Origin of the sequence: Duganella sp. 1224 (assembly GCF_013408245.1) — a bacterium.
In the GTDB taxonomy this organism is placed as follows: Bacteria; Pseudomonadota; Gammaproteobacteria; order Burkholderiales; family Burkholderiaceae_D; genus Rugamonas.
This window is the reverse complement of sequence record NZ_JACBYS010000001.1, coordinates 201,709-226,248: the sequence shown is the minus strand read 5'-3', so window position 1 is coordinate 226,248 and position 24,540 is coordinate 201,709. Positions and strand designations below refer to the sequence as shown.

Below are 24,540 nucleotides of genomic sequence, written 5' to 3'. Positions count from 1 at the left end.
TCTAACTCTGTTCTTACTCGATACTTACTTGATATTTACGCGCGAAATCGTGCCGCCGGGGATGGTCGGCAGCGCCAGCGGCGCGCCGCCCAGCGTGGCCTCCACGCCGCCCGGCTTGCCGACGATCAGCAGCGCCGGGTCCTTGATATCAAAGGTCTCGGTGCTGCCGGCTTTGACCAGACGCGAAATCAACGGCGTCGTGCCCGGGCGGCGGATCTCCACCCACGAATCTTCTTTCAACTTCAGCACCAGCTGACGGCCTTCGGCGGCGGCTGGCGCGGTGGCAGCGGCCGCCGGCGTAGCTGGCGCTGGCGTCGCGGCCGCCGGGGCCGGGGCGGCCGATGGCGCGACTGGCGTTGGCGTCGGGGCGGCTGGCGACGCAGCGGCGGCCGGCGCATCAGCCGCGGGCGCCGGCGTGGCGGCGGCCTGCTCGCCCTGCGGCGGCACCGACACCAGCGGCACGTTAGGCGACTGCAGCGGCGCGGCCTCCTCGCCCGGCTTGACCAGCGTGGTGTCCAGCGGCGCCGAGGCATCGGCCGGCTTGGCCTCCTCGGCGGCGACATCCTTGCGCTGGAACAGCGAGGCCGGAATCAGGCCGCTCTGGTAAGCGTAAGCGCCGGCCGCGCCCACCACCACCACCACGGCCAGGCCGACCAGCCAGCCGGCCGGGCCGGACGAACGCTCCGTCATCGACGGAAAGCGCGACTCCGAGAACGAGGCCGACAAATCCTTGCGCGGCACCACCACTTCAGGGGCGGGTGGTGCCAGCGCGTCGATCATCGCGACCAGCGGGGCCGCGTCCATCTTCAGTACCTTGGCGTAGGCGCGCACAAAGCCGCGCGTGACCGCCATGTTGGGCAGCGCGGCGTAATCGCCCGCTTCCAATGCCTTCACCTGGCGCACCGCCAGCTTCAGTTGATCGGCGATCTGCTCGACCGTCAAACCCATCGCTTCGCGCTGGGCCGCCAGCAAAGCGCCTGGCGTCGCCTTGCCGGTACTGGTGCTGCCCTGCTCTTGTGGCGGCTCTGCCCACTCAGAATTCATTGGTACCCCTGTTTCACTCATCAAACGCCCCACGTTGATAAGCAGCATACTCGGTCGAGCCGGAGTGGTGACGGCGCAATTGCGTCGCCCAGCCAGCTTCCGCATCCGTATCGCCCAGCTTATGCTGCACCTTAATCGCGAGCCACAGCACATCGGCCGTCAGGCTCTCCATCTTTGCCACCTTGTTCAAGCGGGAGATAAAGAAATTGGCGCGCACATAATCGCCTTTCTCAAAATAGACCCGCGCCAGATTGGCGTTGGTGGCCGGCAGGTCGGGCGTCAACTGCAAGGCTTGCAGCAGATAACGCTCCGCGCTGGCGTAATCCTTGATCTTCAATGCGCACGACCCGGCGTTGTTCGCGGCGCTGGCCGGCGAACGGTAGGCACGGTTGGCCAGGGCCGCGTCAAACAGCGGCAGCGCTTCCTTCACGCGGCCCTCCTGGCACAGGAAGGAACCGTAGTTGTTGGCCAGCTCCGGGCTGGCGGGCGCCAGCCTGCGGGCGCGGACAAAATTGTCCTCGGCCAGCGCGCGCTCGCCCATCTGCTGGTAAATCAGGCCGCGCATGCCGTAGCCGTCGGCGTAGTTCGGATCGGCCGCCAGCGCCAGCTTGACCTCGTCCAGCGCCACCGCGTACTGGCCCTGCTCGAAGTAGCCGATGGCCAGCTGCATGCGGATATCCACCTTGCGCTGCGCCGCCGTCTGGTCCGACGCCGTGGTCAGCTCGGCCTTGCCGCTGGCGCCGGGGCCCGGCGAGGCGCAACCGGCCAGCGTCCCTGCCGCGCACAGGGCGACGAGACTGAGCCGGCTCCGCTGCGCCAGGAAGGTCATCAGGAATGGATCTCCACGATCTTGCCGAAGTTGGCGCCGAATTTTTGCTGGTACTCGGCCATTTTTTCCATGCGCTGCTGGACCCGGGTGCGGTCCTGCACTTCGCCGGCCAACTGGCCGCAGGCGGCGTCGATGTCGTCGCCGCGCGTCTTGCGGATGGTGGTGACGATGCCGGCGTCCAGCAGGATCTGCGAGAAGGCCTTGATGCGCGGGTTCTTCGAGCGCAGCAGGCCCGATTCCGGGAAGGGGTTGAACGGAATCAGGTTGAACTTGCAGTTGACGCCGTATTCAGGATGCTGCACCAGCGCCACCAGCTCGCGCGCGTGCTCGTCGCTGTCGTTGACGCCATCCAGCATGCAGTATTCGAAGGTGATGAAGTCGCGCGGCGCGAATGCCAGGTAGCGCTTGCAGGCGGCCATCAGTTCCTTCAGCGGGTACTTCTTGTTGAGCGGGATCAGGCCGTTGCGCAGCTCGTCGTTGGAGGCGTGCAGCGAGACCGCCAGCGCCACCGGCACTTCCTGCGACAGCTTGTCGATCATCGGCACCACGCCCGAGGTGGACAGCGTGACGCGGCGGCGCGACAGGCCGTAGGCGTTATCGTCCAACATCATCTTCAGCGCGGTGGCGGTCGGCTCGAAGTTCAGCAGCGGCTCGCCCATGCCCATCATCACCACGTTGGTGATCTGGCGTTCGCCCTTCGGGCCCGGCTCGATGCCCTTGGTGCGGCGCAGTTCGAATTCCGCCATCCACAGCTGGCCGATGATCTCGCCCACCGTCAGGTTGCGGCTGAAGCCCTGTTTGCCGGTCGAGCAGAAACGGCAGTTGACGGCGCAGCCGGCCTGGGTCGAGATGCACAGCGTGCCGCGCGTCTCTTCAGGGATGTACACGGTTTCGACGGCGTTGCCGTTGCCGACGTCCACCAGCCATTTGCGGGTGCCGTCGGCCGAGGTGTGGTCGCTGATGATCTGCGGCGCCACGATCTGGGCGCGGGTTTTCAGTTTGTCGCGCAGCGACTTGGCCAGGTCCGTCATGGCGTCGAAATCCGACGCGCCGAATTGATGGATCCAGCGCTGCAGTTGCTTGGCGCGGAACGGCTTCTCCCCCAACTCGGCGCAATACGCGGTAAGTTGCGCGGGATCGAAGTCCAGCAAGTTGGTCAGAGGTGCGTTCATAGTGTGGTTCAAATCAGTACGAATCATTTATCCCGTTTCCGCACCGCGGCGCGGAAACGGAATCCTTACAAATTACTTACCGAAGAAGTAAGCGATTTCAACTTGAGCGGCTTCAACAGCGTCCGAGCCGTGAACAGCGTTGGCGTCGATCGAGTCGGCGAAGTCAGCACGGATGGTGCCTTTGTCGGCCTTCTTCGGATCGGTGGCGCCCATCAGTTCACGGTTTTTCAGAACGGCGTTTTCGCCTTCCAGAACCTGGATCATGACTGGGCCCGAGACCATGAAGTCGACCAGGTCTTTGAAGAAACCGCGCTCTTTGTGAGCAGCGTAGAAACCTTCAGCATCTTCACGCGACAGTTGCTTCATCTGAGCGGCAACGATCTTCAGGCCAGCGTTCTCGAAGCGGCTGTAGATTTGGCCGATCACGTTTTTTGCAACTGCGTCTGGTTTGATGATCGACAGGGTGCGTTCGATTGCCATTTGAAAAACTCCAATAAAAAGAAAGGTTTAAAACAAGAATTGATAATCCAATCAACCTTTGATTTTACCATAGAACACCCCATATTCCGAAAGATGGCAGTAGATAAGCTTGCAATAGAGCTATAAATTGCCCGTTTTTGGTGCCGGGAAACGCTCATGAAGGCAGATTAAGCCCTATTTAAGTGCAATTAAGGCATCTTTTAAGGCAATCCCGGAATCGGCGTGCTATGCTTTTATCAAAGCAGTAAACTTTCATCCTTTAATGGAGGCACTATGAACAACATGCAAAACACCTACGACCTGGCGGGTAGCCGCCGGTTGGTGCAGCACAACGTGCTGCGCAACACCTACTGGCTGCTGGCCCTGTCGATGGTTCCGACCGTACTCGGCGCGGTGATCGGCGTGTCCCTGCACCTGCCACTGGGCGGTGGGCTGATGGCGCTGCTGTTCCTGGCCATCGCCTTCGGCTTCATCTGGGGCATCGAGAAGAACAAGGATTCCGGCGTCGGCGTGGCGCTGCTGCTGGGCTTCACCTTCTTCATGGGCCTGTGGCTGACGCCGCTGCTGTCGCGCATCCTCGGCTACTCGAATGGCGGCTTCCTGATCGCCACCGCGTTCGGCGGCACGGCGGCGGTATTCGCCACGCTGGCGTCGATCGCCACCGTGTCCAAGCGTGACTTCTCGGGCATGGGCTCGTGGCTGTTCGCGGGCGTCGTGATCCTGCTGCTGGCGTCGATCGCCAACATCTTCCTGGGCATCCCGGCACTGGCGATCGTGATCTCGGTAGTGGCCATCGCCATCTTCTCGGCCTACATCCTGTATGACGTGCAGCAGATCGTCAACGGCGGCGAGACCAACTACATCCGCGCCACGCTGAGCATCTACCTGGATGTGTACAACATCTTCGCCAACCTGCTGTCGCTGCTGGGTATCTTCGGCGGCAACCGCGACTAAGCTTCCCCACTTCCTCGAAAGCCGGCTCCTGCCGGCTTTTTTATCGTCTGGAGTTCCATGCGCTACCTTGCCCTGCCCCTGCTGTTGCTGCTCACCCCATTCGCCTTCGCCCAGGTCGATTTCAACGTCGCCACCTACAACCTGCGCTACGACAACCCCAACGACGGCAAAAACGTCTGGCCGGCGCGCCGCGACGCCATGCGCGCGCTGGTGCGCTATCACGGTTTCGACCTGTGGGGCACGCAGGAGGGACTGGAAAACCAGCTGGCCGACCTGGACGCGCTGAGCGACTACGGCCGCGTGGGCGCGGGCCGCGACGACGGCAAGCAGGCCGGCGAGCACTCGGCCATCTTCTACCGGCGCGAGCGCTTTGCGCTGGAAGACCATGGCGATTTCTGGTTCAGCGCCACGCCGGAACAGCCGAGCATGGGCTGGGACGCGCGCTGCTGCAAGCGCATCGCCACCTGGGCGCGGCTGCGCGACAAGGCCAGCGGCGAGCGGTTTGTGGTGCTGAACGCGCACTTCGACCACGAGGGCGTGGTGGCGCGGCGCGAATCGGCGCGGCTGCTGGTGGAGCGCGGCCACGCGCTGGCCGGCGCGCTGCCGCTGATCGTGCTGGGTGATCTGAACAGCACGCCGGACAGCGAGGCCTATGCCACCATCAGCGCCGCGTTGCGCGACGCGCGCGCCATCAGCCAGACGCCGGCCTACGGTCCGCTGGAGACGTTCAACGGCTTCAATATCGGCAAGCCGGCCGAGGAGCGCATTGACTACATCTTCGTCAGCCCGCAGTGGCAGGTGCTGCGCTACGCGGTGCTCACCGACTCCATCGACGCCCGCTATCCGTCCGACCATTTCCCGGTGGTGGCGCGGGTGCGCCTGCCGGCGCGTTGATGTATCAACACCTCAATGCCACTTGCGTGCGTAGCGGTCGTGGACGTGCTGCGCGATGAAGGTACTCAGGCCGCGTCCACTTTGCGCCAGGCGCTGCATGGCGGCGACGTTGTCGGCACCGGCGCTGTTGTCGCTGTAGAGGTATTTCTCGCCGCTGCGGAACTGCACCGTGATCGCGCCGGCGGCGATATCGTAGGCCACCACGCCTGAGTCGCCGTTGAGGTTTTTGTATTTCTTCATTGGCCGCGCACCATGAACTGGCTGGTGGCGACCGGCTTGTCGTCGGCGTCGACCAGCGCCAACTGGTGCTTGCCGGGCGTCGGGCGCCAGCTGTAGCTGGAGGCGGCCTGCCCGAGCGCTTCGCCATCCAGCTTCCATTGCAGCCCCTGACCGCCCTGCGCGCGGAAGAATACGCGCTGGATGGCGTCCGGGATGTCCGGGTCGAGGGCGATGATGGCGGCGTCGCCGGGGTACAGGATCTTCGGCGCGCGGTGCTGGTCCTGCACCAGGGCGATAACCGGGCTTTCGGTGCCGGCGATGAACCATTCACCTCGTGCCGTCTCCAGTGCAGGCTGATAGGCGATCTGCTGCCGCACCACGCCCGCCGGTGGCGTGGGCGCGCGGCTCGCCTGGCCGCGGTGCAGATAATCCACCACGTCGCGCCACACCGGTGCGGCGCCGCTGACGCCGGAGACGTCCCACATCGACTGGCCGTCGAAATTGCCGACCCAGACGCCAACCGTGTAGCGGTCCGTGTAGCCGACGCACCAGTTGTCGCGCATGTCCTTGCTGGTGCCGGTTTTGACGGCGGCCCAAAAGGTCGTCGCCAGCTCGTTCTTCAAGCCGAACGTGATGCTGCGCGCCGCGCGGTCGGCCAGGATATCGCCGATAATGAAGCTGGCGCGGGCGTCCAGCACGCGGCGTGGCTCCGCGCCGGCGGCGGCCGCGCTTGGAGCGGTGGCGATGGCCGCCAAGGTGCGAGGCGCCAGTGTCACGGGGTCGTAGATGCCGCCGTTGGCAAGTGTGCGGTACGCGTTGGTCAGCTCCAGCAGCGACACCTCGGCCGAGCCAAGGGCCAGCGAGTAACCGTAGTATTCTGCCGGCTGCGTCAGGCTGCTCAGGCCCACCGCGCGCAGGCGCTCATGGAAGCGCTCCATGCCCGTCATGACCAGCGTACGCACCGCCGGCACGTTCAGCGAACTGGCCAGACTGGTGCGCACGCTGACATAGCCCTTGAAGTTCTTGTCATAATTCTGCGGGATGTACATGCCGGAAGGCGTGGAGATGTCGATCGCCGTATCGTCCATCAGCGACGCCGCCGTCAACTGCCGGCGCTCCAGCGCCAGCTCGTACAGAAACGGCTTGAGCGTCGACCCAGCCTGCCGCAGCGCCGCCACACCATCCACCTCGCCACCGCCGGCATTGCCGACATACGCCAGCACTTCGCCAGACGCGTTATCCAGCACAATCACCGCGCCATCATTCACATTACGGCCCTGCAGCGCGGCCAACTGCTGGCGCAGCACGTTCTGCGCGTAACGCTGCAAGCCCGCATCCAGCGTACTGCGCACCGACTGGCCGCCGCGCGTCAGCAACTGCTGCGCCACCTGCGGCGCCGGCGGCAGGCCGGCAGCCAATTGCGGACGGCCCATCGCCACCACTATCCGCAGCTGGATCTCATTACAGGTCGACGGCAGCCGCAACTCCTGCGCTAGCGCGCAAGCCCGCTGCGACACCACCTTCTGCCCCGCCGCCGGCCCACGCAACAAGCTGGCCAAAATCACCGACTCGCTCAGATCCAGCCCGGACGGCACCTTGCCGAACATGCCGCGCGCCGCCGCGCCCACACCTTGCAGCTCGCCGCGATACGTCACCAGGTTCAGGTACGCCTCCATGATCTGCTGCTTGCTCCACTGCGCATCCAGCTCGCGCGCCGCCCTCACCTGATCCCACTTCTGGCCCCAACTGCGGCCCTTGGCGACCGGCTGCAAGGCTGGATCGAGCAACGCCGCCAACTGCATGGTGATGGTCGAGGCGCCGCGCGGCCGCGTGCGGAACAGATTATCCCACGCCGCCTTGACCGCCGCGTTCCAGTCCACGCCATCGTGCTGATAGAAGCGCTGATCCTCCGCCTGCAACACCGCCGCCGGCAAGGCCGGCGAAATGTCCTGCAGCGCCACCCATGGCAGACGCCGCGCCGCCATATCGATGCGCAGCGACTGAATCGGCTCACCGTGCCGGTCCAGCAGCTGCGCGTCCGACGAGCGATAGGCCGCCCGCACCTCCTCGAACGTCGGTGCCGCGTGCACCGCGCCGGCCAGCGCCAGGGCGGCGATGATGAAAACGGATCGCTTCATTTCACGGTCATGCTCGCATTCGGCGCGGCACCAAACATCTCGGGGCTGTACATGGCCTCGACACGGGTTGGCGGCAGGTTGAACTGGCCCGGATTATTCAGGCGCACAGTGTACTCCACACTCCACTTGCCTTTCGGGACGAACTGGTAAAACGCGCGGTAGCCCTCAAAGGTGCGCTCCTGGAAGGCCGGATACGTCCAGCCGGTGGCAGCCTCGCCGCCGGTCATCAGCGTCGAATCGCCGCCCAGACCGGAGCCCAGCACCGTGGCGCTGGCTGGAATCGGGTCGTCCACCACCACCCACGTCATGTCCGACTGCGCTTCCAGATCAAGGTGAACACGATACACATCGCCGCGCGACCAGGCGCCCTTCACCTTCTGCTCCACCGGCGTGATGGTCTTGGTGATGCGGTAGCCGCTCGACAGCGGCGTCTTGAGGGGCACCGCCGACAAGGTCTGTACCGTGGTCCACGGCTTGCCAGCGCCGGCATGATCCAGCGCCAGCTGGCCGCTGCCGCCGCGCGGCCATGGCAGCATCACCGCGCCGCCAGCCGGCTCACCGCCAAAAGCAGTGCTCTTGCTGGCGTTGCCCAGCGTGGCGGCGGCGGTGCCGGTCACCTTGTCCTTCTCAAACAGGCGCGAGAACTTGTCGATCGCCAGCACGCCCCACGCATTCGCCACCGTCGTGCCCCAGCGGCCTTTCTTCTGGCGGCCCAGCGCACCGCGCGCCAGACGGCCAATGTCATCCTTCCACGCCGGATTGTCGGCCATGACCAGCAGCAGGCGGTTGGCGTTGGCATCGGCGGACGACATCAACCACCACCAATCGTCGGTGCGCTCGGTCGAGAAAGTCATCGTCGTCCCCTGCAGGTTGAGGCGCGCGCGCAGGATCTGCTCCGCCTCCTTCAGCCGCTGCGCGCGCTGCGGCAGCTTGCCCGAACGCTGCAGGATCTGATACCAGTCGATGACGGCCGACGTCGGCCACAAATTCGGCTGCACCGTGAACGACTGCAGATCCTCGGCCAGCGCCGGCCGCGTGCGCGACAAGGCCTCCAGCGCGGCGATCTTGCGCACCGCCAGATCCGCCGTCGGCAACGCCGAGTAGCGCGTGACCTTGCCCTGCACGAAAGCCAGCAGGCCGGACTCCATGCGGCCGCGCAGATCGTCCGGAATCGGATAGCCCGCCTCCTCCGCCGCCGACAGCACATAGGCCGTCAGCGTATCGCTGCCCTGCTCCATGGTCGCGAAGTACTTGACCAGGCCATCGGCATCCAGATGGGCCGGCAGCGTGGCAAGCGCCGACTGCCACAGCGTTTTGTCATGCAGCGCAATCGAGCGCGAAGTCACCTGCTCGAAGCAGCGGTACGGATACTTCTCCATGTAAGCCCGCACCCCCGGCAGATCGCCGCCCAGCGATGGGCTGAATTGCACCTGCACACCGCCACGCCCCGGCACCGCGTCATCCGGAATGGCCACCTGCATCGACTGCTTGCGGTCCAGTTGCAGCAAGGTCGCCTGCATCACCGTTACCGGCACCGCCGGCACCACCTTCTGCTTGATCTTGATGCGGTCCGACGAAGACGACGACGCGCCGCCGCCCGCCACCGCCGCGCTGACGTCCCAGTCCAGCGTCGCCACGCCAACCGGCACCTGCACCTCCCAGCCGATCTCGCGCGCCTGCCCTGGCTCCAGCGACACGGACTGCGGCGCCAGCGTCTTGCCGCCCGCGCTGGCGTTCAGCGTGGCTTGCACCGCCGCCTCCGTGGTATTGCGCAGCGTGAAGCCGGCGCGCAGGCGGTCGCCCTCGCGCACCAGCGCTGGCAGGCCGGAAAGCAGGATCAGATCCTGCGAACTGCGCACCTCCGTGCGGCCGGTGCCGAACAAATCCGCCTGCGCGTTGGCGATGGCGACGATGCGGAACGCCGTCAGCGAATCGTTGATCGGCACCTGCACCGTGGCCTGGCCTTGCGCGTCGAGCGTCACGCGCGCCTTCCAGAACAGCAGCGTATCGAACAGCTCGCGCCCCGCGCCCTTGCCGCCGCCCCCGCCGGCCGGCACAGCCTTGCGGCCGAAGTGGCGCTTGCCGACCACCTGCATCTGCGCGGTGGCTGTGGTCACCTGCAGGCTGCGCTGACCCATCATCGCCTCCAGCAGATCCCAGCTGGTGTTGGGCATCAGCTCCAGCAGGCCGACATCGACCGCCGCCAGCGCCACCTCGGCGCCGGGCGGCGGCGCCGAGCCATCCGGCAGCGTGACCTTGACCGCCACCGTGGCCTTGTCGCGCACCTTGTACACCGGCTTGTCCGCCGTGACCTGCACCTTCAATTCATTGGCCGACCAGCCAACGCGCAGCGGTGCGATGCCCAGCTTGTAGGCCGGCTTGCCCAGGTCGACCAGCGCGGTCGGCTGCACGCTATTCACGCGCCCGCGCACCACCAGCGCGGACACATAGACATTCGGCGCATACTGCTTCTTGACCGGGATGGTGAACACCGGCTCCTTGCCGCTCAGCGGACGGATATAGGTATCGATCACGCCCTCGCGCTCCACCGTCACCAGCGCGGTCGCCTCGCGGAACGGCATGCGCACCTGGAAGCTGGCCGTCTCGCCCGGCTCGTAGCGCTTCTTCTCCGGCAGCAGATCGATGCGGTCGTTGTCGGTGGCCGAGAACCACCAGTCCTCGCCATCGGCCACCCAGGTTTCGCGATGGGCGATGGCGGCGCGCTGCTGCGCGTCCTGCGTTGTCGCGCGCAGGATCAGGTTGCCGGAGGCCGGCGCCTTCACCTGGCAGATCAACAGGCCCTTGGCGTCGGTCTTGCCCTCGCAGGCCGCGCCCAGCGGCTTCACTTCGCTGCTGTTCTCGTAAGCGTAGAAGCCGCCGATCAGACGGCGGCGGTGCGAGTACGACAGCCGCTGGAAAAAGTCCACCGCCACCGGCGCGTCCGCCACCGGCTTGCCTTGCAGGTCCAGCACCGCCACCGTGAATTTGAGCGCGTCCTTGCTGGCCACCCAGCCGTCCGGCTGGATGCCGATGACATAGGCGGACGGCCACAATGGAATGCGCGTGGCGGCGGACAGCGTTTCGCCGTTGGCGTCCTGGAAGGTCATCTCGGCCATCACCTCCTTCGGCGTTTGCACCGCGGGCAACTGGTCCAGCGTCACGCGCGCGCCGCCGGCTTTGTCCAGCGTCAGACTGCGGGTCCTGATGTTGGCCGGGCCGGCGACTTCGCCCGCCGCGCCCTCGCCCTCGAACATGCCCTCGTCGTCATCGAAAGTGCCGGCGCTTTTCTCCGGCCCCACCTTCACGTCGCCATTGCTGAAACTGAAGTCGCCGTAATCGGCAAAGCTGACGCTCTTGTCCTGCACCACGGTGCGCAGCTGCACCGGCGCGTCGCCCGCACCGCCGCCGGACAGGTAGCTGAGCTGCAGGTCCAGATCCACCGACGCGGCCTGGATGGCCGGCGCCTTCGGTCCTTGCAGCACGGCCTTCATGGTCGGCACGCGGAATTGCTCGACGCGGAAGCGGCCAGCCGCGCGGCCGCTCACCATCAACTGATACCAGCCTTGCTTCGCGTCCGCCGGAATGGTCCACGTGCTTTCCGCCGCGCCATTGACGCCCCACTTGATCGGCACCTCGTATTTCTGCTCGCTGCCCTCGTGGACGATGTGCAGCGTGCCGTCCTGCTCTTTCGGCGCCAGCACGATGCCCTGCTCCACGTGGCGGCGCAGGAAATGCTTCATGTGCACCGTCTCGCCGGCGCGCAGCAGCGTGCGGTCGAACACCGTGGTGGCGATGACGTTGTCGGCGCCGCCATAGCCGCCTGGCAGATTGAAGCGCCAGGTCTCGATGCCGCGATCCCAGTCGGACAGCGTGAAGGTCATGTCCGCGCCCAGGCGCGCGCTGACGAAGTAGCGGCCGTCGTTGTCCTTGCGGGACGTTGGCAGCTCCTTGCGGATGTGCGCCAGGCCGCCGGCGTCGGTCATACCCTGCCACAGCAGGTTGCCGTCATAGTCGCGCACCGCCACCTGCGCCTGCGGCACCGGCTGGCCCTTGTCCAGCGACGTCACCCACACCACCGACGACTCGGCGCCATGCTTGAAGTGCGCCACCATATTGGTCACCAGCGCCGCCGTGCTGACATAGGCCTGCTTGCCGACGCCCAGGCCCGCGCCCAGCCGGGGGCTGGCCAGCTCCACCACGTAAAAACCCGGCTTGCGCAGCGGGATGCCAACCACCTCCATCGCCTTGCCGCCATGCGGCTTGGGCATGGCGAAGCGTTCAACCTTGCCGGCATAGGCGGTCAGCAGCGGCTTGCCCAGGCTATTGCCCCACTGCTCCTGCGGCTGCCAGTTATAGCTGCTGCCCATGCGCTTGAGCCATCCGATCACCTGCTGATCCTGGCGCTCGGCCACGTCGCCGTCGTTGACGCGCAGCGCGGCGCCATCGACCTTGCCGCCCGCCAGCCGCGCATCTACATTGCGCACCGTGACCGGCAGCAGCTTGTCGCCCTTGGCCTCGATGATGCCGAAGCGCGCCGGGAACTTGACCAGCGGCGGCTGCGCATCGGTGCGGATGGTCATCGGGAAGCTGGACTGGTTGACCAGCGCGCGGCCGGCATCGTCCCTCAGCTTTGCCGGCAGCGACAGCGTCAGCCTGGCGCTTTCCGGGAACGGGCCGATGAAGCTTAGCCATTGCAGGTAGTCGGCCTTGTCCTCCTCCTTGCCCACGGTGGGCTTGAACACCTTGCCGCCAGGGCCGGTGATCCTGATGGCCAGCGCATCGGCGCGCGCCACCGGCGCCGAAAAATTCAGGCGCACCGGCAGGAAGGGAATGCAACCGCCATCGGCGACCAGCCTGTTGCAGCTGAAGCGCGCATTGAAGTCGGGCCGCGTGTTAAAGGCCAGCGTCTGATCCTGCGTGGTGGCGATGCCGCTGTCGGCCGCGATGCCGGCGCCCCACACCAGCGACACATGGGCCTCGGCCGGCAAGGGGCGCTGGCACTGCAGCACCACGATCGGCAACTTGTCGAGACGCTGATTATTGACCGTGGCGGCGGCGCGCCACACCACGCCGCGCGCCTTGAAGTACAGCGACAGATAACGCTCGGTGAACGCCTTGCGCAGTTCCAGCACGCGCTGGCGCTCGGCGCCCTGCAGCAGGCGCACGCCGATTTTCTCGTTGATGCCCTCGGCCTGGCACCAGGCGTGGGCGGCGATGGTCTGCTCGTTGGCCGGGGCGTCGAGGCCCAGCACGAAGATCTGCTGTTCATCGATGCCGCCGGCGCCATCACGCGGCGCGGCCTCCACCACCGCCGGCCCCCCGGTGTCGAAGGCGAACTGGCGCTCGCCGCTCAGCGGCTTGCCGTTAATGTCCTTGATGTCGTCCTTGAGCGTCAAGCGGCAAGCGATGCCGCCAGGCAGGTCGCGCACGAAATCGTAGCTCCAGTTCTGGCCATCGATCCAGCGGCCCTTGCCCTCTTCCGGACAATCGACGGTGAACGGATCGGCCAGCCGCACGTCGCCCAACGGGACCATCTGGCCGCTGAAGCGCGCGGTGACCTGGCGCACGCGCTTGACGGTGTCCTTGGGCGAAAACGCGATGACGGAAGTATCGGCCAGAACGGCCAGCGGCAGGCTGCTGAACGCAGCCAGCGCGATGAGGCGAGACAGGAGGCGCATGCCAACTCCAGGCACTGATGAACAATCAGCTCAGTGTTGCGCACGCCTCCTGCAAAGTCAATAATATTACAAAAAAAACACATCGGGGTCAGTGCCGACATTCGGACATTGGATCGTGAGCGATCCAATGTCCGAATGTCGGCACTGACCCCGGTTTGGGTTAGAGCAGGTCGAACACTGCCATCGATTCGACGTGCGAGGTGTGCGGGAACATGTTGACCACGCCGGCTTTGTCCAGCTTGTAGCCGGCCACGTTGACCAGCACGTTGGCGTCGCGCGCCAGTGTCGACGGGCTGCACGATACATACACGATGCGCTTCGGCAGGAACTCGGGATTGGTCTTGCGCAGCTCGCCCAGCGCCAGCGCCAGCGCCATGGCGCCGTCGCGCGGCGGGTCGATCAGCATGCGGTCGAATTTGCCCAGCGCGATCAGGTCTTCCGGCGTGACTTCAAACAGGTTGCGGTTGTAGAACGTGGTCTTGCCATCCAGGCCGTTGGCCTTGGCGTTGGCCAGCGAGCGCTCGGTCAGCGCCGGGCTGCCTTCGATGCCGACCACTTCGCGCGCCTGCGTCGCCAGCGGCAGCGTGAAGTTGCCGAGGCCGCAGAACAGGTCGGCCACGCGGTCCTCGGGCTGCACGTCCAGCAGGCGCAGCGCCTTGTGCACCAGCACGCGGTTGATGTGGTGGTTCACCTGCGTGAAGTCGACCGGCTTGAACGGCATGCGCACGCCGAATTCCGGCAGCAGGTAGTGCAACTGCGGCGCCAGCGGGTAGAACGGCGCCGCCGTTTCCGGGCCCTTGGTCTGCAGCCAGAACTGCACCTTGTATTGGTCGGCGAAGGCCTTGATCTTGGCCTCGTCGTCGGCGGTCAGCGCGTCCATGATGCGCAGCACCAGCGCGGTGACGTCCTCGCCGATAGCCAGTTCGATCTGCGGGATCTGGTTGTACAGCGACAGCGAACGCACCAGCGCGCGCAGCGGCATCATCATGTCCGACACGTGCTTGGGCAGGATCTGGCAGCTCTGGATGTCGGCCACGTAGATCGATTTCTTTTCCTTGAAGCCGACCAGCACCGTGCCCTTTTTCTCGACCCAGCGCACCGACAGGCGCGCGCGGTAGCGGTAGCCCCAGGTCGGGCCGTACATCGGGCGCATGATGTTGTCGGCGGTGACTTTGCCGATGTGCCACAGGTTGTCTTCCAGCACGCGCTGCTTGATGGCCACCTGCGCGCTCGGCTCGATGTGCTGCATCGAGCAGCCGCCGCAGTAGTCGAAGTGCACGCATTGGGGCGTCACCCGCATCGACGATTCGCGGTGCAGCGCGGTCATCCTGGCCGCTTCCCAGTTTTTCTTTTTCTTGAACGTTTCAAAGCTGACGCGCTCGCCCGGCAGCGCGCCTTCCACGAACACCACTTTGCCCGGCGTGCCGTCTTCATTGTCCTGCATGTGGCCGACGCCGCGGGCGTCCATGTCGAGCGATTTGATGTCGATGGTGTTTTCTTGCATAGCGTTCAATCTTGGAAAAGTGCGCGGCCGGCCCGCGTGCAGGGGCGATATGATAGCAGATTTGCCCGGTCATTCCGGCGCAGGCCGGAATGACGGGTCAGAGCAGCGAGTCGCGGACCACGCCGCGCGCCGCCATCGCCCGCTTGAGCTTGACCAGCGCTTCCTGCTGGATCTGGCGCACCCGCTCCCGCGTCACGCCCATCTCCTCGGCCAGCGTTTCCAGCGTGGCCGGGTCGTCGTTGTCGAGGCCGAAACGACGCATGATGACGATGCGCTGCTTGTCCGGCAGCTTGGTCAGCCAGTCGCGCACCAGCAGCGTCATTTCGTGGTGCTCGGCGCGGGCGTCGGGACTGTCGTCGCTGTCGCCGGGCAGCATGTCCATCAGCGATGACTGCGGATCGTTGTCCAGCGGCGCGTCCAGCGAGGTGGCGTGCTCGGACAGCGCCAGGATGTCCTGCACCTCTTCCACCGGCCGGCCGACCAGCTCGGCGATGTCCTCGGCGGTGGCGTCCTTGCCGTTGTGGTGCTGCGCTTCGAGGTGGTATTTGCCGCGCAGGATCTGGTTCAGCTCGCGCACCATGTGCACCGGCAGCCGCACCGTGCGCGCCTGGTTCATGATGGCGCGCTCGATGCTCTGGCGGATCCACCAGGTGGCGTAGGTCGAAAAACGGAAGCCGCGCTCGGGCTCGAACTTGTCGATGGCGCGCATCAGGCCGATGTTGCCCTCTTCGATCATGTCCAGCAGCACCACGCCGCGGTTGATGTAGTGCTTGGCGATCGACACCACCAGCCGCAGGTTGTGCTCGATCATGGTCTGGCGCGCGCTGAAATCGCCGGCCTTGGCCAGCGTGGCGTAGTGCACCTCCTGCTGCGCGGTCAGCAGCGGCCGCGTGCCGATCTGGTTCAGGTAGTGCTGGGTGGTGTCGGTGGACAGCTCGGCGGCCAGCACCTTTTTCAGCTCGTCGACGCTTTCCAGCACCGCGCCCGCTTCAGGCACATCGGCGTCGTCCGCACCATCGATGCTGGCATCGTCATCCCGGAAATCGTCCGGGAGCGATTCGTCATCCATCTGATCGTGCGGCGTCGAGGTCATGTCACATGGCTCAGCTAGCGGTTAGGCAGGAAGCGGGACGGATCGACCGGTTTGCCCTGCTGCCGGATTTCAAAGTGCAGCTTGACGGAGTCGGTATCGGAATCGCCCATTTCCGCGATCGGTTGGCCCTTGCTGACGGTCTGGCCCTCTTTCACCAGGATGGTCCGGTTATGGGCATAGGCCGACAGCAAGTTGGTACTGTGCTTCACAATAACGAGATTACCATATCCGCGGATGCCGCTGCCGGCATACATCACTTTTCCGGCCCCGGCAGCCACGATTTGCTGGCCGGCCTTGCCGGCGATGTCCACGCCCTTGTTCTTGCCCTCGTCAAAGACGGCGATCACCTTGCCTTCCGCCGGCCACATCCAGGTGACGCTGGCGTCGTCGGCGGCCAGCGCCGGCGCGGCCGGGGCGGCAGCCGGCGCCGCTGGCGCGGCAGCGCGCGGCGCGGCGGCGGCCGAGGCGGCCGGGGCTGGCGCCGCGGCCACGTCCTTGCCAGTGTCGGCGCGCTGCATCTCGGCCAGGTTGGCGTCCGAATACGGCTTCTTGTCGCCCTTGGGCCCGGTTTTCCGGACCACCGGCGCCGGCGGCGGCGTCTTGTCGGACGGCGGCAGGATGACAGCGGCGGTTTCCACGCCCGGGCTGTTCGGCGCGCTGTCCGGCGGCAGCACGCGCAGCACCTGGTCGACCTTGATGTCGTTCGGATTGGCCAGGTTGTTCCAGGCCACCAGGTCGCGGTAGTTCTGGCCGAACTCCAGCGCGATGCGGATCAGGGTGTCGCCCTTCTTGACGGTGTACAGGCCGCGCTCGTCGCGGGCGATCTGCGCCGTTTCGCTCGGCGTGGCGGGTTTGACTGCGGGCGGGACGGTGCGGTCGATGACCGGGGCTTTGTTGGGGGTGTTTTGGCAGGCGCTCAGTAAAACCAGCGCAAAGCTCACCAGGAGCAGATTGCTTTTATTCGTCATTCTCATCTTCGTCTAGTGTGGGGCGCGGTCTCAGACCACGCCCGGACGCAAGGGCACGAAGTGGCAGTCCTCCAGCGTTTCACTGGTCCACTCCGTCTTGCCGATGCGCGTAATCAGTTCCAAATGCTGCGTGCGGTCGCCCACCGGCGCGACCAGGCGGCCGCCGATCGCCAGCTGCTCCAGCAACGCTTGCGGCACGGCCATGCCGGCCGCGGCCAGAATGATACCGTCAAATGGCGCCGCTTGCGGCAGGCCAAGCATACCATCTCCGTAGTGCAGACGCAGGTTCGGCACGCGCAAGGGGCGCAGATTGGCCTTGGCCAGCTCGTGCAAAGGCTTGATGCGCTCGATCGAATACACCTCCTGCGCCACGCGGGCCAGCACCGCCGCCTGGTAGCCGCAGCCGGTGCCGATCTCCAGCACGCGCTGCAACTGGCCGCCGTTGCGCAGCACCTCGATCATGCGCGCCACGATGTAGGGCTGGGAAATGGTCTGGTGGTGGCCGATCGGCAGCGAGGCGTCCACGTAGGCTTGCGGCGCCAGGCCCTCGTCCATGAACAGGTGGCGCGGCACGGTGTCCATCGCGCCCAGCACCACCTGGTCCTTGACGCCCTGTTTGGCGATGCGCTGCACCATGGCGCGCCGTACGCCGTCCGACACCAGCGCGCTCTGGCGCGGCGCCGCCGCCGGCGCGGCCTGGGCCCGTTCCATCGCGTAGCTGTGCGACTTGGACGGCGCGGCCACCGGGCGCGGCGCCGGATGGGCGGGCGGCGCGTAGCGGGCGGCGTTCTGGGTGGCGGTTTGCGGGGTGGCGACCGGCTTCAATACCGTGGCCTTCCTGGCTCCCTGATCGGTTACCGAGGACAGCGGCAAAGGAAAGGTACGGTGTTTTTCAGTCATGCCAAGGCCTTTGCCAATGCATTGAGTTGAGTGGAGTGGGTCAGATCGATTTGCAGCGGGGTGATCGACGTGCGGCCATTGCTGCAGGCGTGGAAATCCGTGCCCTCGCCGGCATCCTTGCAGGCGCCCGGCGGGCCGATCCAGTAAATATCGCGGCCGCGCGGGTCCTGCGCCCGGATCACCGGCTCGGACTGGTGGCGCCGGCCCAGCCGGGTGGCGACCACTTCGTTAAGCTGGTCATAAGGACGGTTGGGTATATTCACGTTCAGCAGGTAGGGAGGCGGCAGCGTTTCATAGTAACGCTGGATAATGTCGCGCGCGTGACGGGCGGCATCATCGATATGCTCCCAGCCATGCGAGCCCTGCGAAAAGGCGATGGCCGGAATGCCGAACAGGTAGCCCTCGGTGGCGGCGGCGACGGTGCCGGAATACAGCGTGTCGTCCCCCATGTTGGGCCCGTTGTTGATGCCGGACACGACGAGGTCCGGCCGGTAGTCCAGCAGCGCGGTCAGCGCCACGTGCACGCAATCGCTGGGCGTGCCGTTGACAAAATAAAAACCGTTGGCGGCCTGCTGCACCGACAGCGGCCGGTCCAGCGTCAGCGAATTGGACGCGCCCGAGCGGTTGCTGTCCGGCGCCACCACCACGATCTCGGCGATCGGGGCGAGCGCACTGGCCAGCGCATTGATGCCGGGCGCCAGGTAGCCGTCGTCATTGCTTATCAGGATTTTCATTCAAAGGATTTTACCTGAAGCAATGGCCGCGCTGCGCATGCCCGCCCCCTCCTTTGGTATAAATTTTCGTCAGCGCGGCGGCGTGCGGCCGGCGTACAGCGGTTCGTCCAGCGCCATCAGCTCGTCCGACTGGCGCGGCCACACGCTGGCGGCGGCCGCGCCGCGCCGGCGGGGCGCGCGCACCAGCGCGTCGCCGTAGTCGTCCATGGCAGCGTCCTGATGCAACTCGGGCACCAGCGTTGCCTCGTCGGCCGGCACACCCATCTGGAGTTGCACATCAATCAACTGTTCGCGCGCCTTGCGGGTGTCCGGGTGGTCGGGCCCCAGCTGGTGCAGGCAGGCTTGCAGCACCGCGTCCAGCAGATTGCGTGCCGCGTCCAACTCTTGCATTTGAAGCAAGGTGTGCGCCAGCGCGGTTTTGCTGCGCAGCGTATCGGCATGCTCGGCGCCCAGCAAGCGCTTGCGCGCGGCCAGCACCTGCTCCTGCGCCAGGCGCGCCAGCTGCATGTCGCCGCGCTGCTGCAGCAGCTCGGCGCGGCTGGCCTTGGCCGCCAGCGTTTGCGGATGGTCGGGGCCAAGCAGGCGGGTATAAGTATCCAGTACGCTGTCCTGCAGCGCCAGACCTTCCGCCGCCCGGCCCTGCAGACCCAGCGTGGCAGCCAGGTTGGCGCGCGCGGCCAGCGTGTCCGGATGGTCGCCGCCCAGTATGCGCTCGCGCGACTCGACTATGCACTCGTCGAGGAACTGGGCTTCGTCCAGCCGGCCTTGCTGGCGCAGCGCGGCGGCCAGATTGATCTTGCTGACCAGCGTATCCGGATGGTCCTCGCCCAGCCCGCGCTGGCGCAGCGACAGGCTTTCCTCAAAACTGATCACCGCCTGCCGCAGCTTGCCCTCCTGGCTGTACAGCTCGCCAAGCAGATTCAGGTCGCGCGCCAGCGGCTGGGTGACGGCGCGCGCCGCGCCGCCGCCCTGCTCCAGCGCCCGGCGCGCCTCGCCGATCGACGCCAGCAGCTGGATTTCGCGGCTGGACTGCCAGGGCAAGTAGCCCGGCGCCAGCCATGCGAGGAAGGTTTCGAACGTGCGCAGCAGGGAAAAGCGGTCGCCGCCCTGATCCAGCCGCACCGCCACCCGTTCGCCGTACGCCAGCGCGCGCGACTGCTGCAGTTGGACCTCGTCGAAATAGCTTTCCAGCGACACCTGCTGCACGCCATAGCACTCGCGTATCAGCTCCTCGAAGGCGGGCTGGTAGCCGGGAATCTGCTGGGCGGGATCGCCGCGCCGCCACTGGCCGCGCTCGCCGCAGTCGCCGACGTCGATGCGCGAAGGCAGCGGGTAAATCAGCAGCGGGCGCTGCTCGTCCTCGTGGCTGCGGCGGTAGGTGGTGGCGCGGGTGACCAGTTCCGGCAGGCCATCCATGCTTTGCCGGCTGGGCGTGAACACCAGCACCAGCTTGCGCGGCAGCAGCGTGGTGCAGACGCCGGCGCTGTCGGTGCGGCCATTGCGCGAGTCGATCAGCACGTAGCGGAAATGGCGCGCCAGCCGGTCGGCGAAGCAGCGGTACAGCGCCGGGCAGCTGTGGAACAGTTCCTCCCATTGCATGGCGGCCAGGCGGTCGGGATAGCTGGAGTCGAAGCGGCCGGCCCGCATCAAATAGAGCTGGCTGCTCTGGTCGACCCGCGTGACGTATTGCTCCCAGCCGACCGCCGCCAGTACCTCGTGCGCCAGCGCGTCGTCATCGACGGCCACGCCGCCGACCCGGCGGCGCAGCAGCTGCTCGCGGCAGGCCTCGAAAAACTCCAGCACGCCCGGCTTGTTTTCCTGCGGCTGCTCAAAATAGTGGTGCAGGCCCGGCGCCTCCAGATCCCAGTCGATCATCAGCACCGGCGCGGTGGCGTTGTGCTGGCGCGCCAGCAGCACCGCTATATTAGACAGCGCCATCGTGCGACCCGTGCCGCCCTTATAAGAATAGAAAGTAATGACTTCGCCGGCGAGGGGGGAGCCGCTCAGCGGCGGAAGCGACAGGGAGGTGAGTTCCATGGCAAACCTTTAGCGAGGAAAATGTGGAGGAGGAATGGCGCGCCATTCCGGCGGAATATCCGGCAAGACGAAACGGCTGCAGTCATGCCCCGGCGGCGTGCTTCGTTTTAGGCAGTGGTAATGCTCGGCGATGCGGTGGACGATCTTTTCGATGTCCGGAATGAAATCGGGATTGGTTTTCAGGTCGCCGCTGGCCAGCGTGTAGCGGGAAAAGTCCACGTACATGCCGGGGCCGGTGATCTGCGGCGGCAGCCCAACCGGGTGGCGGGTCATGATGACCGGAATGATCAGGTGGCTGGGCAGCGGGTACCACTGCCGCCGCTCGTGCTCGATAAGTTGCATTGCTGCAAACTCACGCCGCGTGTAGCCGTGCGCTTCATACTTGGGTGTATAAATGACAATCATGCACACGCTCTCGCACAGCGCGCGCGCGATTTTGCCGTCGAGGTCGTCCCCGCCCCCGAGTTGCTCACTATCAACAAACAGCTCGTTTTCGTTGTCGAAGTGAGGTTCCAGATAGCACTTCAGGGCGTCCACCAGGTCGTCCTTGAATTTGCTCATGTACGCATGCTGGCCATGTGCATAGCTGAAAAAGCAGCCGTGACGGATAGTCATGATATTCCCCTTCGTTTAACCAACTCTAACAATCCTTTTTGGCGACACTTTGAGCCAGAACAAACGTACGGCAGCCCGAACTTTGCGCAAACGGCTGGCGGTTTCAGGTAAGATAAAAATATAACGAGCGTTCTTTTTTATAACCAAGGAGATCGGAATGAAAGCTGTCGTGTGCGAAACGTGGGGCCTGCCGGACTTGCTCAAAGTGAAAGACTTGCCGGACCCACAACCGGGGCCGGGGCAGGTGGTGATCGATGTCCAGGCAGCCGGGGTGAACTTTCCGGACGTGTTGATTGTGCAAGGAAAGTATCAGTTCAAGCCGGCGTTGCCATTTGTGCCAGGCGCCGAGGTGGCCGGCGTGATCCGCTCGGCAGGTGCCGACGTGACAACTTTCAAGGCCGGCGACAAGGTTATCGCGTTCACGCCGACGGGTGGTTTTGGGCAACAATTGTTAGCGCCAGTGCAAGCACTAATGCCCATGCCGCCGGCGATGGATTTTGAGACGGCGGCGGCCATCACCCTCACCTACGGCACCTCGTATCACGCGATTGTAGACCGCGCCAAGCTGGAATCTGGCGAGAATATGCTAATTCTTGGCGCGGCCGGCGGTGTGGGCCTGGCGGCGATCGAGATCGGCAAAGCCCTTGGCGCCCGCATTATTGCTTGCGCTTCGACTGATGAGAAGCTGGATGTCTGCCGCCAGCATGGCGCGGACGTGCTGATTAATTACAGCAAGGAGGATTTGCGCGAGGCGGTCAAGGCGGCGACCGGCGGCAAGGGACCGGATGTGATTTATGATCCGGTCGGCGGAGAATATGCGGAGCCGGCGTTCCGCTCGATTGCGTGGGGCGGGCGTTATCTGGTGGTGGGATTTGCCAACGGCGAAATTCCGAAGTTGCCGTTGAATTTGACCTTGCTGAAGGGGGCGTCGCTGGTGGGGGTGTTTTGGGGCGAGTTCACCAAGCGTGATCCAAAAGGCAACGTGGGGAATATGCGGCGCTTGTTGCAGTGGTTGCAGGAGGGCAAGATCAAGCCGCTGGTGTCGGCGCGCTACCCCCTGCCCCGCGCTGCCGAGGCGTTGAACGATATGGCGGCGCGCCGGGTTACTGGCAAGATCGTCGTGTTGCCGCAGATTGATCGTTGAGCATGCTTTCACCCCGCACGGCGACAGGCCGGGGTCTGACCCCGTACGGGGTCAGCCCCCTTCCGCCTCGGGTTTCTGTAACCGATAGTTACTGATCGGAATTCTTGTTGCGGAAGAATTCGATCACCACTTCCTGCTCGCGCGTGCGTTTGAACGCCGGCAAACTTTGCCAGATCCGCTTGCCATAGGGCTTGGAAATCACCCTTGGATCGCACAACATCAGCACGCCCCGGTCCTGTTCCCCGCGGATCAGGCGCCCGGCACCCTGCTTCAGATTGATGATCGCTTCCGGCAAGGTGTGGTGCATAAAGCCATTTTTACCCTGCTTTTCCATCACCTCAATGCGCGCGGCCAGCACCGGATCGTCCGGCGGCGCGAATGGCAATTTGTCAATAATTACCAGCGACAGCGCATCACCCTGCACGTCCACACCTTCCCAGAAACTCTGCGACCCGATCAGCACTCCGTTACCGGCCTTGCGGAACTGGTCCAGCAACTCGGTCCGGCCCTTGTCCCCCTGCACAAACAGCGGGAACGGCAAACCGCGCTTTTCAAACTCCTCGCGCAGACGCTCGGCGGCGCGCTTCACCGCGCGCAAAGTCGTGCATAACAGGAAAGTTTTCCCGCCAGCCGCCTCGATCACCGGCAGCGCCAGGTCCAGCACCGCGTCCGTATAGCCGAAGGAATTCGGGTCCGGCAGACCGGTCGGCACGTACAGGATGCCCTGTTCTTCGTAGTTGAACGGGCTTGGCCAGGACATCGATGGCTCGTCGCCCAGGCCCATCTGCTCGGCAAAGTGGCTGAAATCCTTCTTCACCGCCAGCGTCGCCGAGGTGAAAATCCAGCTGCGCGGCACGCCTTCGCGCTGGTTGGCGAAGATCGGTGCAATCGACAGCGGCGTCTTGTGCAACTGCAGCGACGACGCGTACGCCTCAACCCAGAACACCGCCTCCTCGCCCTTGGCGACCTTGGCCTTCGGATCGAATTTCCACGCGCCCAACCGGGCAACCAGTTCCAGACCGCGCTGGCGGCACTGTTCCAGCGTCTCGGCCCGCTCGGCCTGCTGCTCCAACACGGCCATCATGCCGTCCAGCTCATCCTTCAGCGTTTGCAGCGCCGGGAAGAAGTCACTCGACGGCGCGATCTGCGGCAGCGACAAGCGCACGATGTCCTGCGGGAAAGTCAGGCGCAGGTCGCGCGCGGCCTTTTCCACCTTGGTGACGACTTTGCCCCAGTCGGCGCCATCGCGCGCGTTCGACAGCCCCTCGGCCAGCACGTCGCGGCACAGTTCCAGTACCTGCGAGGTCGAGAACGTGTCACCGAAGAACAAGGTGGCGGTGTCCGGTAGCTGGTGCGCCTCGTCGAAGATGATGGTGTTGGCCGACGGCAGCAGCTCGGCCACGCCGGAATCCTTCAGCGCCACGTCAGCGAAGAACAGGTGGTGATTGACCACCACCACGTCCGCCTGCTGCGCCTCCTTGCGCGCCTTCATGATGAAGCAGTCCTGGTAGTACTGGCATTCCGTGCCCATGCAGTTGTCGCGGGTCGACGTCACCAGGTTCCAGATCAGCGCGTTTTCCGGCACGCGGGCCAGCTCGGCCTTGTCGCCGGTCTTGGTCATTTTGAGGAAGCGCGAGATTTCGCGCAGATGGCCGACGTCGTCGCGCGAGGTCATGCGGCCATTTTGCAGCGTGCGCTCCAGGTGGTAATGGCACAGGTAGTTGGAACGGCCCTTCAGCAACGCCACCGATACCGGCGCCTGCAGCGCGGCGCGCACGGTCGGGATGTCGCGCAGGAACAACTGGTCCTGCAGGTTCTTGGTCCCGGTCGAGACGATGGTCTTGCCGCCCCACAGCAGCGCCGGCACCAGGTAGGCGAAGGTCTTGCCCGTGCCCGTGCCGGCCTCGGCGATCAGCGTGGTCTGCGAGGCGATGGCCGACGCCACCGCCTTGGCCATCTCGGTTTGCGAGCGGCGCGGACGGAAGTCGCCCACGGCCGGCCCCAGCGGACCGCCGGCGCCGAACAGGCGTTCTACCTCGGAATCGTATTTGCCGGGAGGCTGTTCAGGCGTGGCGCCGATGACGGCGGGCGTGGCGTCGGGAGTCGGTGGGAGGTGTTCGGTCAAAATAAACTTCGT

At 65.3% G+C, this 24,540-nt stretch carries 18 protein-coding genes; 3 read left to right on the top strand and 15 right to left on the bottom strand.

Translation table 11 applies throughout. The features are described 5' to 3' along the window. Nucleotides 1–24: 24 nt before the first annotated feature. The 4 genes from FHW58_RS01010 to ndk form a co-directional block, all read right to left on the bottom strand. Nucleotides 25–1,044: a RodZ domain-containing protein gene (locus FHW58_RS01010; RefSeq protein ID WP_179671238.1), complete on the bottom strand. Its 1,020-nt coding sequence runs from the start codon at nucleotides 1,042–1,044 to the stop codon at nucleotides 25–27. A 13-nt stretch (nucleotides 1,045–1,057) separates the two neighbouring features. Next, complete coding sequence (gene pilW, locus FHW58_RS01005; protein ID WP_179671237.1) at nucleotides 1,058–1,873, bottom strand: type IV pilus biogenesis/stability protein PilW; 816 nt, start codon at nucleotides 1,871–1,873, stop codon at nucleotides 1,058–1,060. Beyond that, the gene (rlmN, locus tag FHW58_RS01000; RefSeq protein WP_179671236.1) at nucleotides 1,873–3,045 is read right to left on the bottom strand and encodes a 23S rRNA (adenine(2503)-C(2))-methyltransferase RlmN; all 1,173 of its coding nucleotides are present in this window, start codon (nucleotides 3,043–3,045) and stop codon (nucleotides 1,873–1,875) included. The genes pilW and rlmN overlap by 1 nt, the downstream gene beginning before the upstream one ends. Nucleotides 3,046–3,117: 72 nt before the next feature. Then, complete coding sequence (gene ndk / locus FHW58_RS00995; RefSeq protein WP_135203096.1) at nucleotides 3,118–3,525, bottom strand: nucleoside-diphosphate kinase; 408 nt, start codon at nucleotides 3,523–3,525, stop codon at nucleotides 3,118–3,120. A 273-nt stretch (nucleotides 3,526–3,798) separates the two neighbouring features. Here ndk and FHW58_RS00990 point away from each other — a divergent pair, with 273 nt between their 5' ends. Further along, on the top strand, nucleotides 3,799–4,479 hold the full coding sequence (locus FHW58_RS00990) for a Bax inhibitor-1/YccA family protein (RefSeq protein ID WP_179671235.1): 681 nt from the start codon (nucleotides 3,799–3,801) through the stop codon (nucleotides 4,477–4,479). Between the two features lie 57 nt (nucleotides 4,480–4,536). Continuing rightward, nucleotides 4,537–5,373: an endonuclease/exonuclease/phosphatase family protein gene (locus FHW58_RS00985; RefSeq protein ID WP_179671234.1), complete on the top strand. Its 837-nt coding sequence runs from the start codon at nucleotides 4,537–4,539 to the stop codon at nucleotides 5,371–5,373. 12 nt (nucleotides 5,374–5,385) lie between these two features. Here FHW58_RS00985 and FHW58_RS00980 read toward each other — a convergent pair whose 3' ends face one another. The 10 genes from FHW58_RS00980 to FHW58_RS00935 form a co-directional block, all read right to left on the bottom strand. Further along, a complete protein-coding gene (locus tag FHW58_RS00980; RefSeq protein ID WP_179671233.1) occupies nucleotides 5,386–5,613 on the bottom strand; it encodes a hypothetical protein in 228 nt (75 codons plus the stop codon). Further along, nucleotides 5,610–7,730, bottom strand: a complete 2,121-nt coding sequence (gene pbpC / locus FHW58_RS00975; RefSeq protein WP_179671232.1) for a penicillin-binding protein 1C — start codon at nucleotides 7,728–7,730, stop codon at nucleotides 5,610–5,612. Before pbpC ends, FHW58_RS00980 begins: the two co-directional genes overlap by 4 nt. Then, entirely contained in the window at nucleotides 7,727–13,408 is a 5,682-nt protein-coding gene (locus FHW58_RS00970; protein ID WP_179671231.1) for an alpha-2-macroglobulin, read from the bottom strand. Before FHW58_RS00970 ends, pbpC begins: the two co-directional genes overlap by 4 nt. 160 nt (nucleotides 13,409–13,568) lie before the next feature. After that, a complete protein-coding gene (rlmD, locus tag FHW58_RS00965) occupies nucleotides 13,569–14,912 on the bottom strand; it encodes a 23S rRNA (uracil(1939)-C(5))-methyltransferase RlmD (protein WP_179671230.1) in 1,344 nt (447 codons plus the stop codon). Nucleotides 14,913–15,009: 97 nt separating this feature from the next. After that, entirely contained in the window at nucleotides 15,010–16,005 is a 996-nt protein-coding gene (gene rpoS / locus FHW58_RS00960; protein ID WP_179671229.1) for an RNA polymerase sigma factor RpoS, read from the bottom strand. Nucleotides 16,006–16,019: 14 nt separating this feature from the next. Next, nucleotides 16,020–16,973, bottom strand: coding sequence for a peptidoglycan DD-metalloendopeptidase family protein (locus tag FHW58_RS00955; RefSeq protein WP_179671228.1), 954 nt, complete (start codon nucleotides 16,971–16,973; stop codon nucleotides 16,020–16,022). 30 nt (nucleotides 16,974–17,003) lie between these two features. Next, on the bottom strand, nucleotides 17,004–17,873 hold the full coding sequence (locus FHW58_RS00950; RefSeq protein ID WP_179671227.1) for a protein-L-isoaspartate(D-aspartate) O-methyltransferase: 870 nt from the start codon (nucleotides 17,871–17,873) through the stop codon (nucleotides 17,004–17,006). Continuing rightward, entirely contained in the window at nucleotides 17,870–18,607 is a 738-nt protein-coding gene (gene surE, locus FHW58_RS00945; RefSeq protein WP_179671226.1) for a 5'/3'-nucleotidase SurE, read from the bottom strand. The genes FHW58_RS00950 and surE overlap by 4 nt, the downstream gene beginning before the upstream one ends. 69 nt (nucleotides 18,608–18,676) lie before the next feature. Further along, complete coding sequence (locus FHW58_RS00940) at nucleotides 18,677–20,644, bottom strand: tetratricopeptide repeat protein (RefSeq protein ID WP_179671225.1); 1,968 nt, start codon at nucleotides 20,642–20,644, stop codon at nucleotides 18,677–18,679. A gap of 9 nt (nucleotides 20,645–20,653) precedes the next feature. Then, a complete protein-coding gene (locus tag FHW58_RS00935; protein WP_179671224.1) occupies nucleotides 20,654–21,259 on the bottom strand; it encodes a toll/interleukin-1 receptor domain-containing protein in 606 nt (201 codons plus the stop codon). Nucleotides 21,260–21,416: 157 nt separating this feature from the next. Between FHW58_RS00935 and FHW58_RS00930 the strand changes: the two genes are divergently transcribed. Continuing rightward, entirely contained in the window at nucleotides 21,417–22,403 is a 987-nt protein-coding gene (locus FHW58_RS00930) for an NADPH:quinone oxidoreductase family protein (RefSeq protein ID WP_179671223.1), read from the top strand. An 88-nt stretch (nucleotides 22,404–22,491) separates the two neighbouring features. Here FHW58_RS00930 and FHW58_RS00925 read toward each other — a convergent pair whose 3' ends face one another. After that, entirely contained in the window at nucleotides 22,492–24,528 is a 2,037-nt protein-coding gene (locus tag FHW58_RS00925) for an ATP-dependent DNA helicase (protein WP_218892610.1), read from the bottom strand. Between the last annotated feature and the right edge of the window lie 12 nt (nucleotides 24,529–24,540).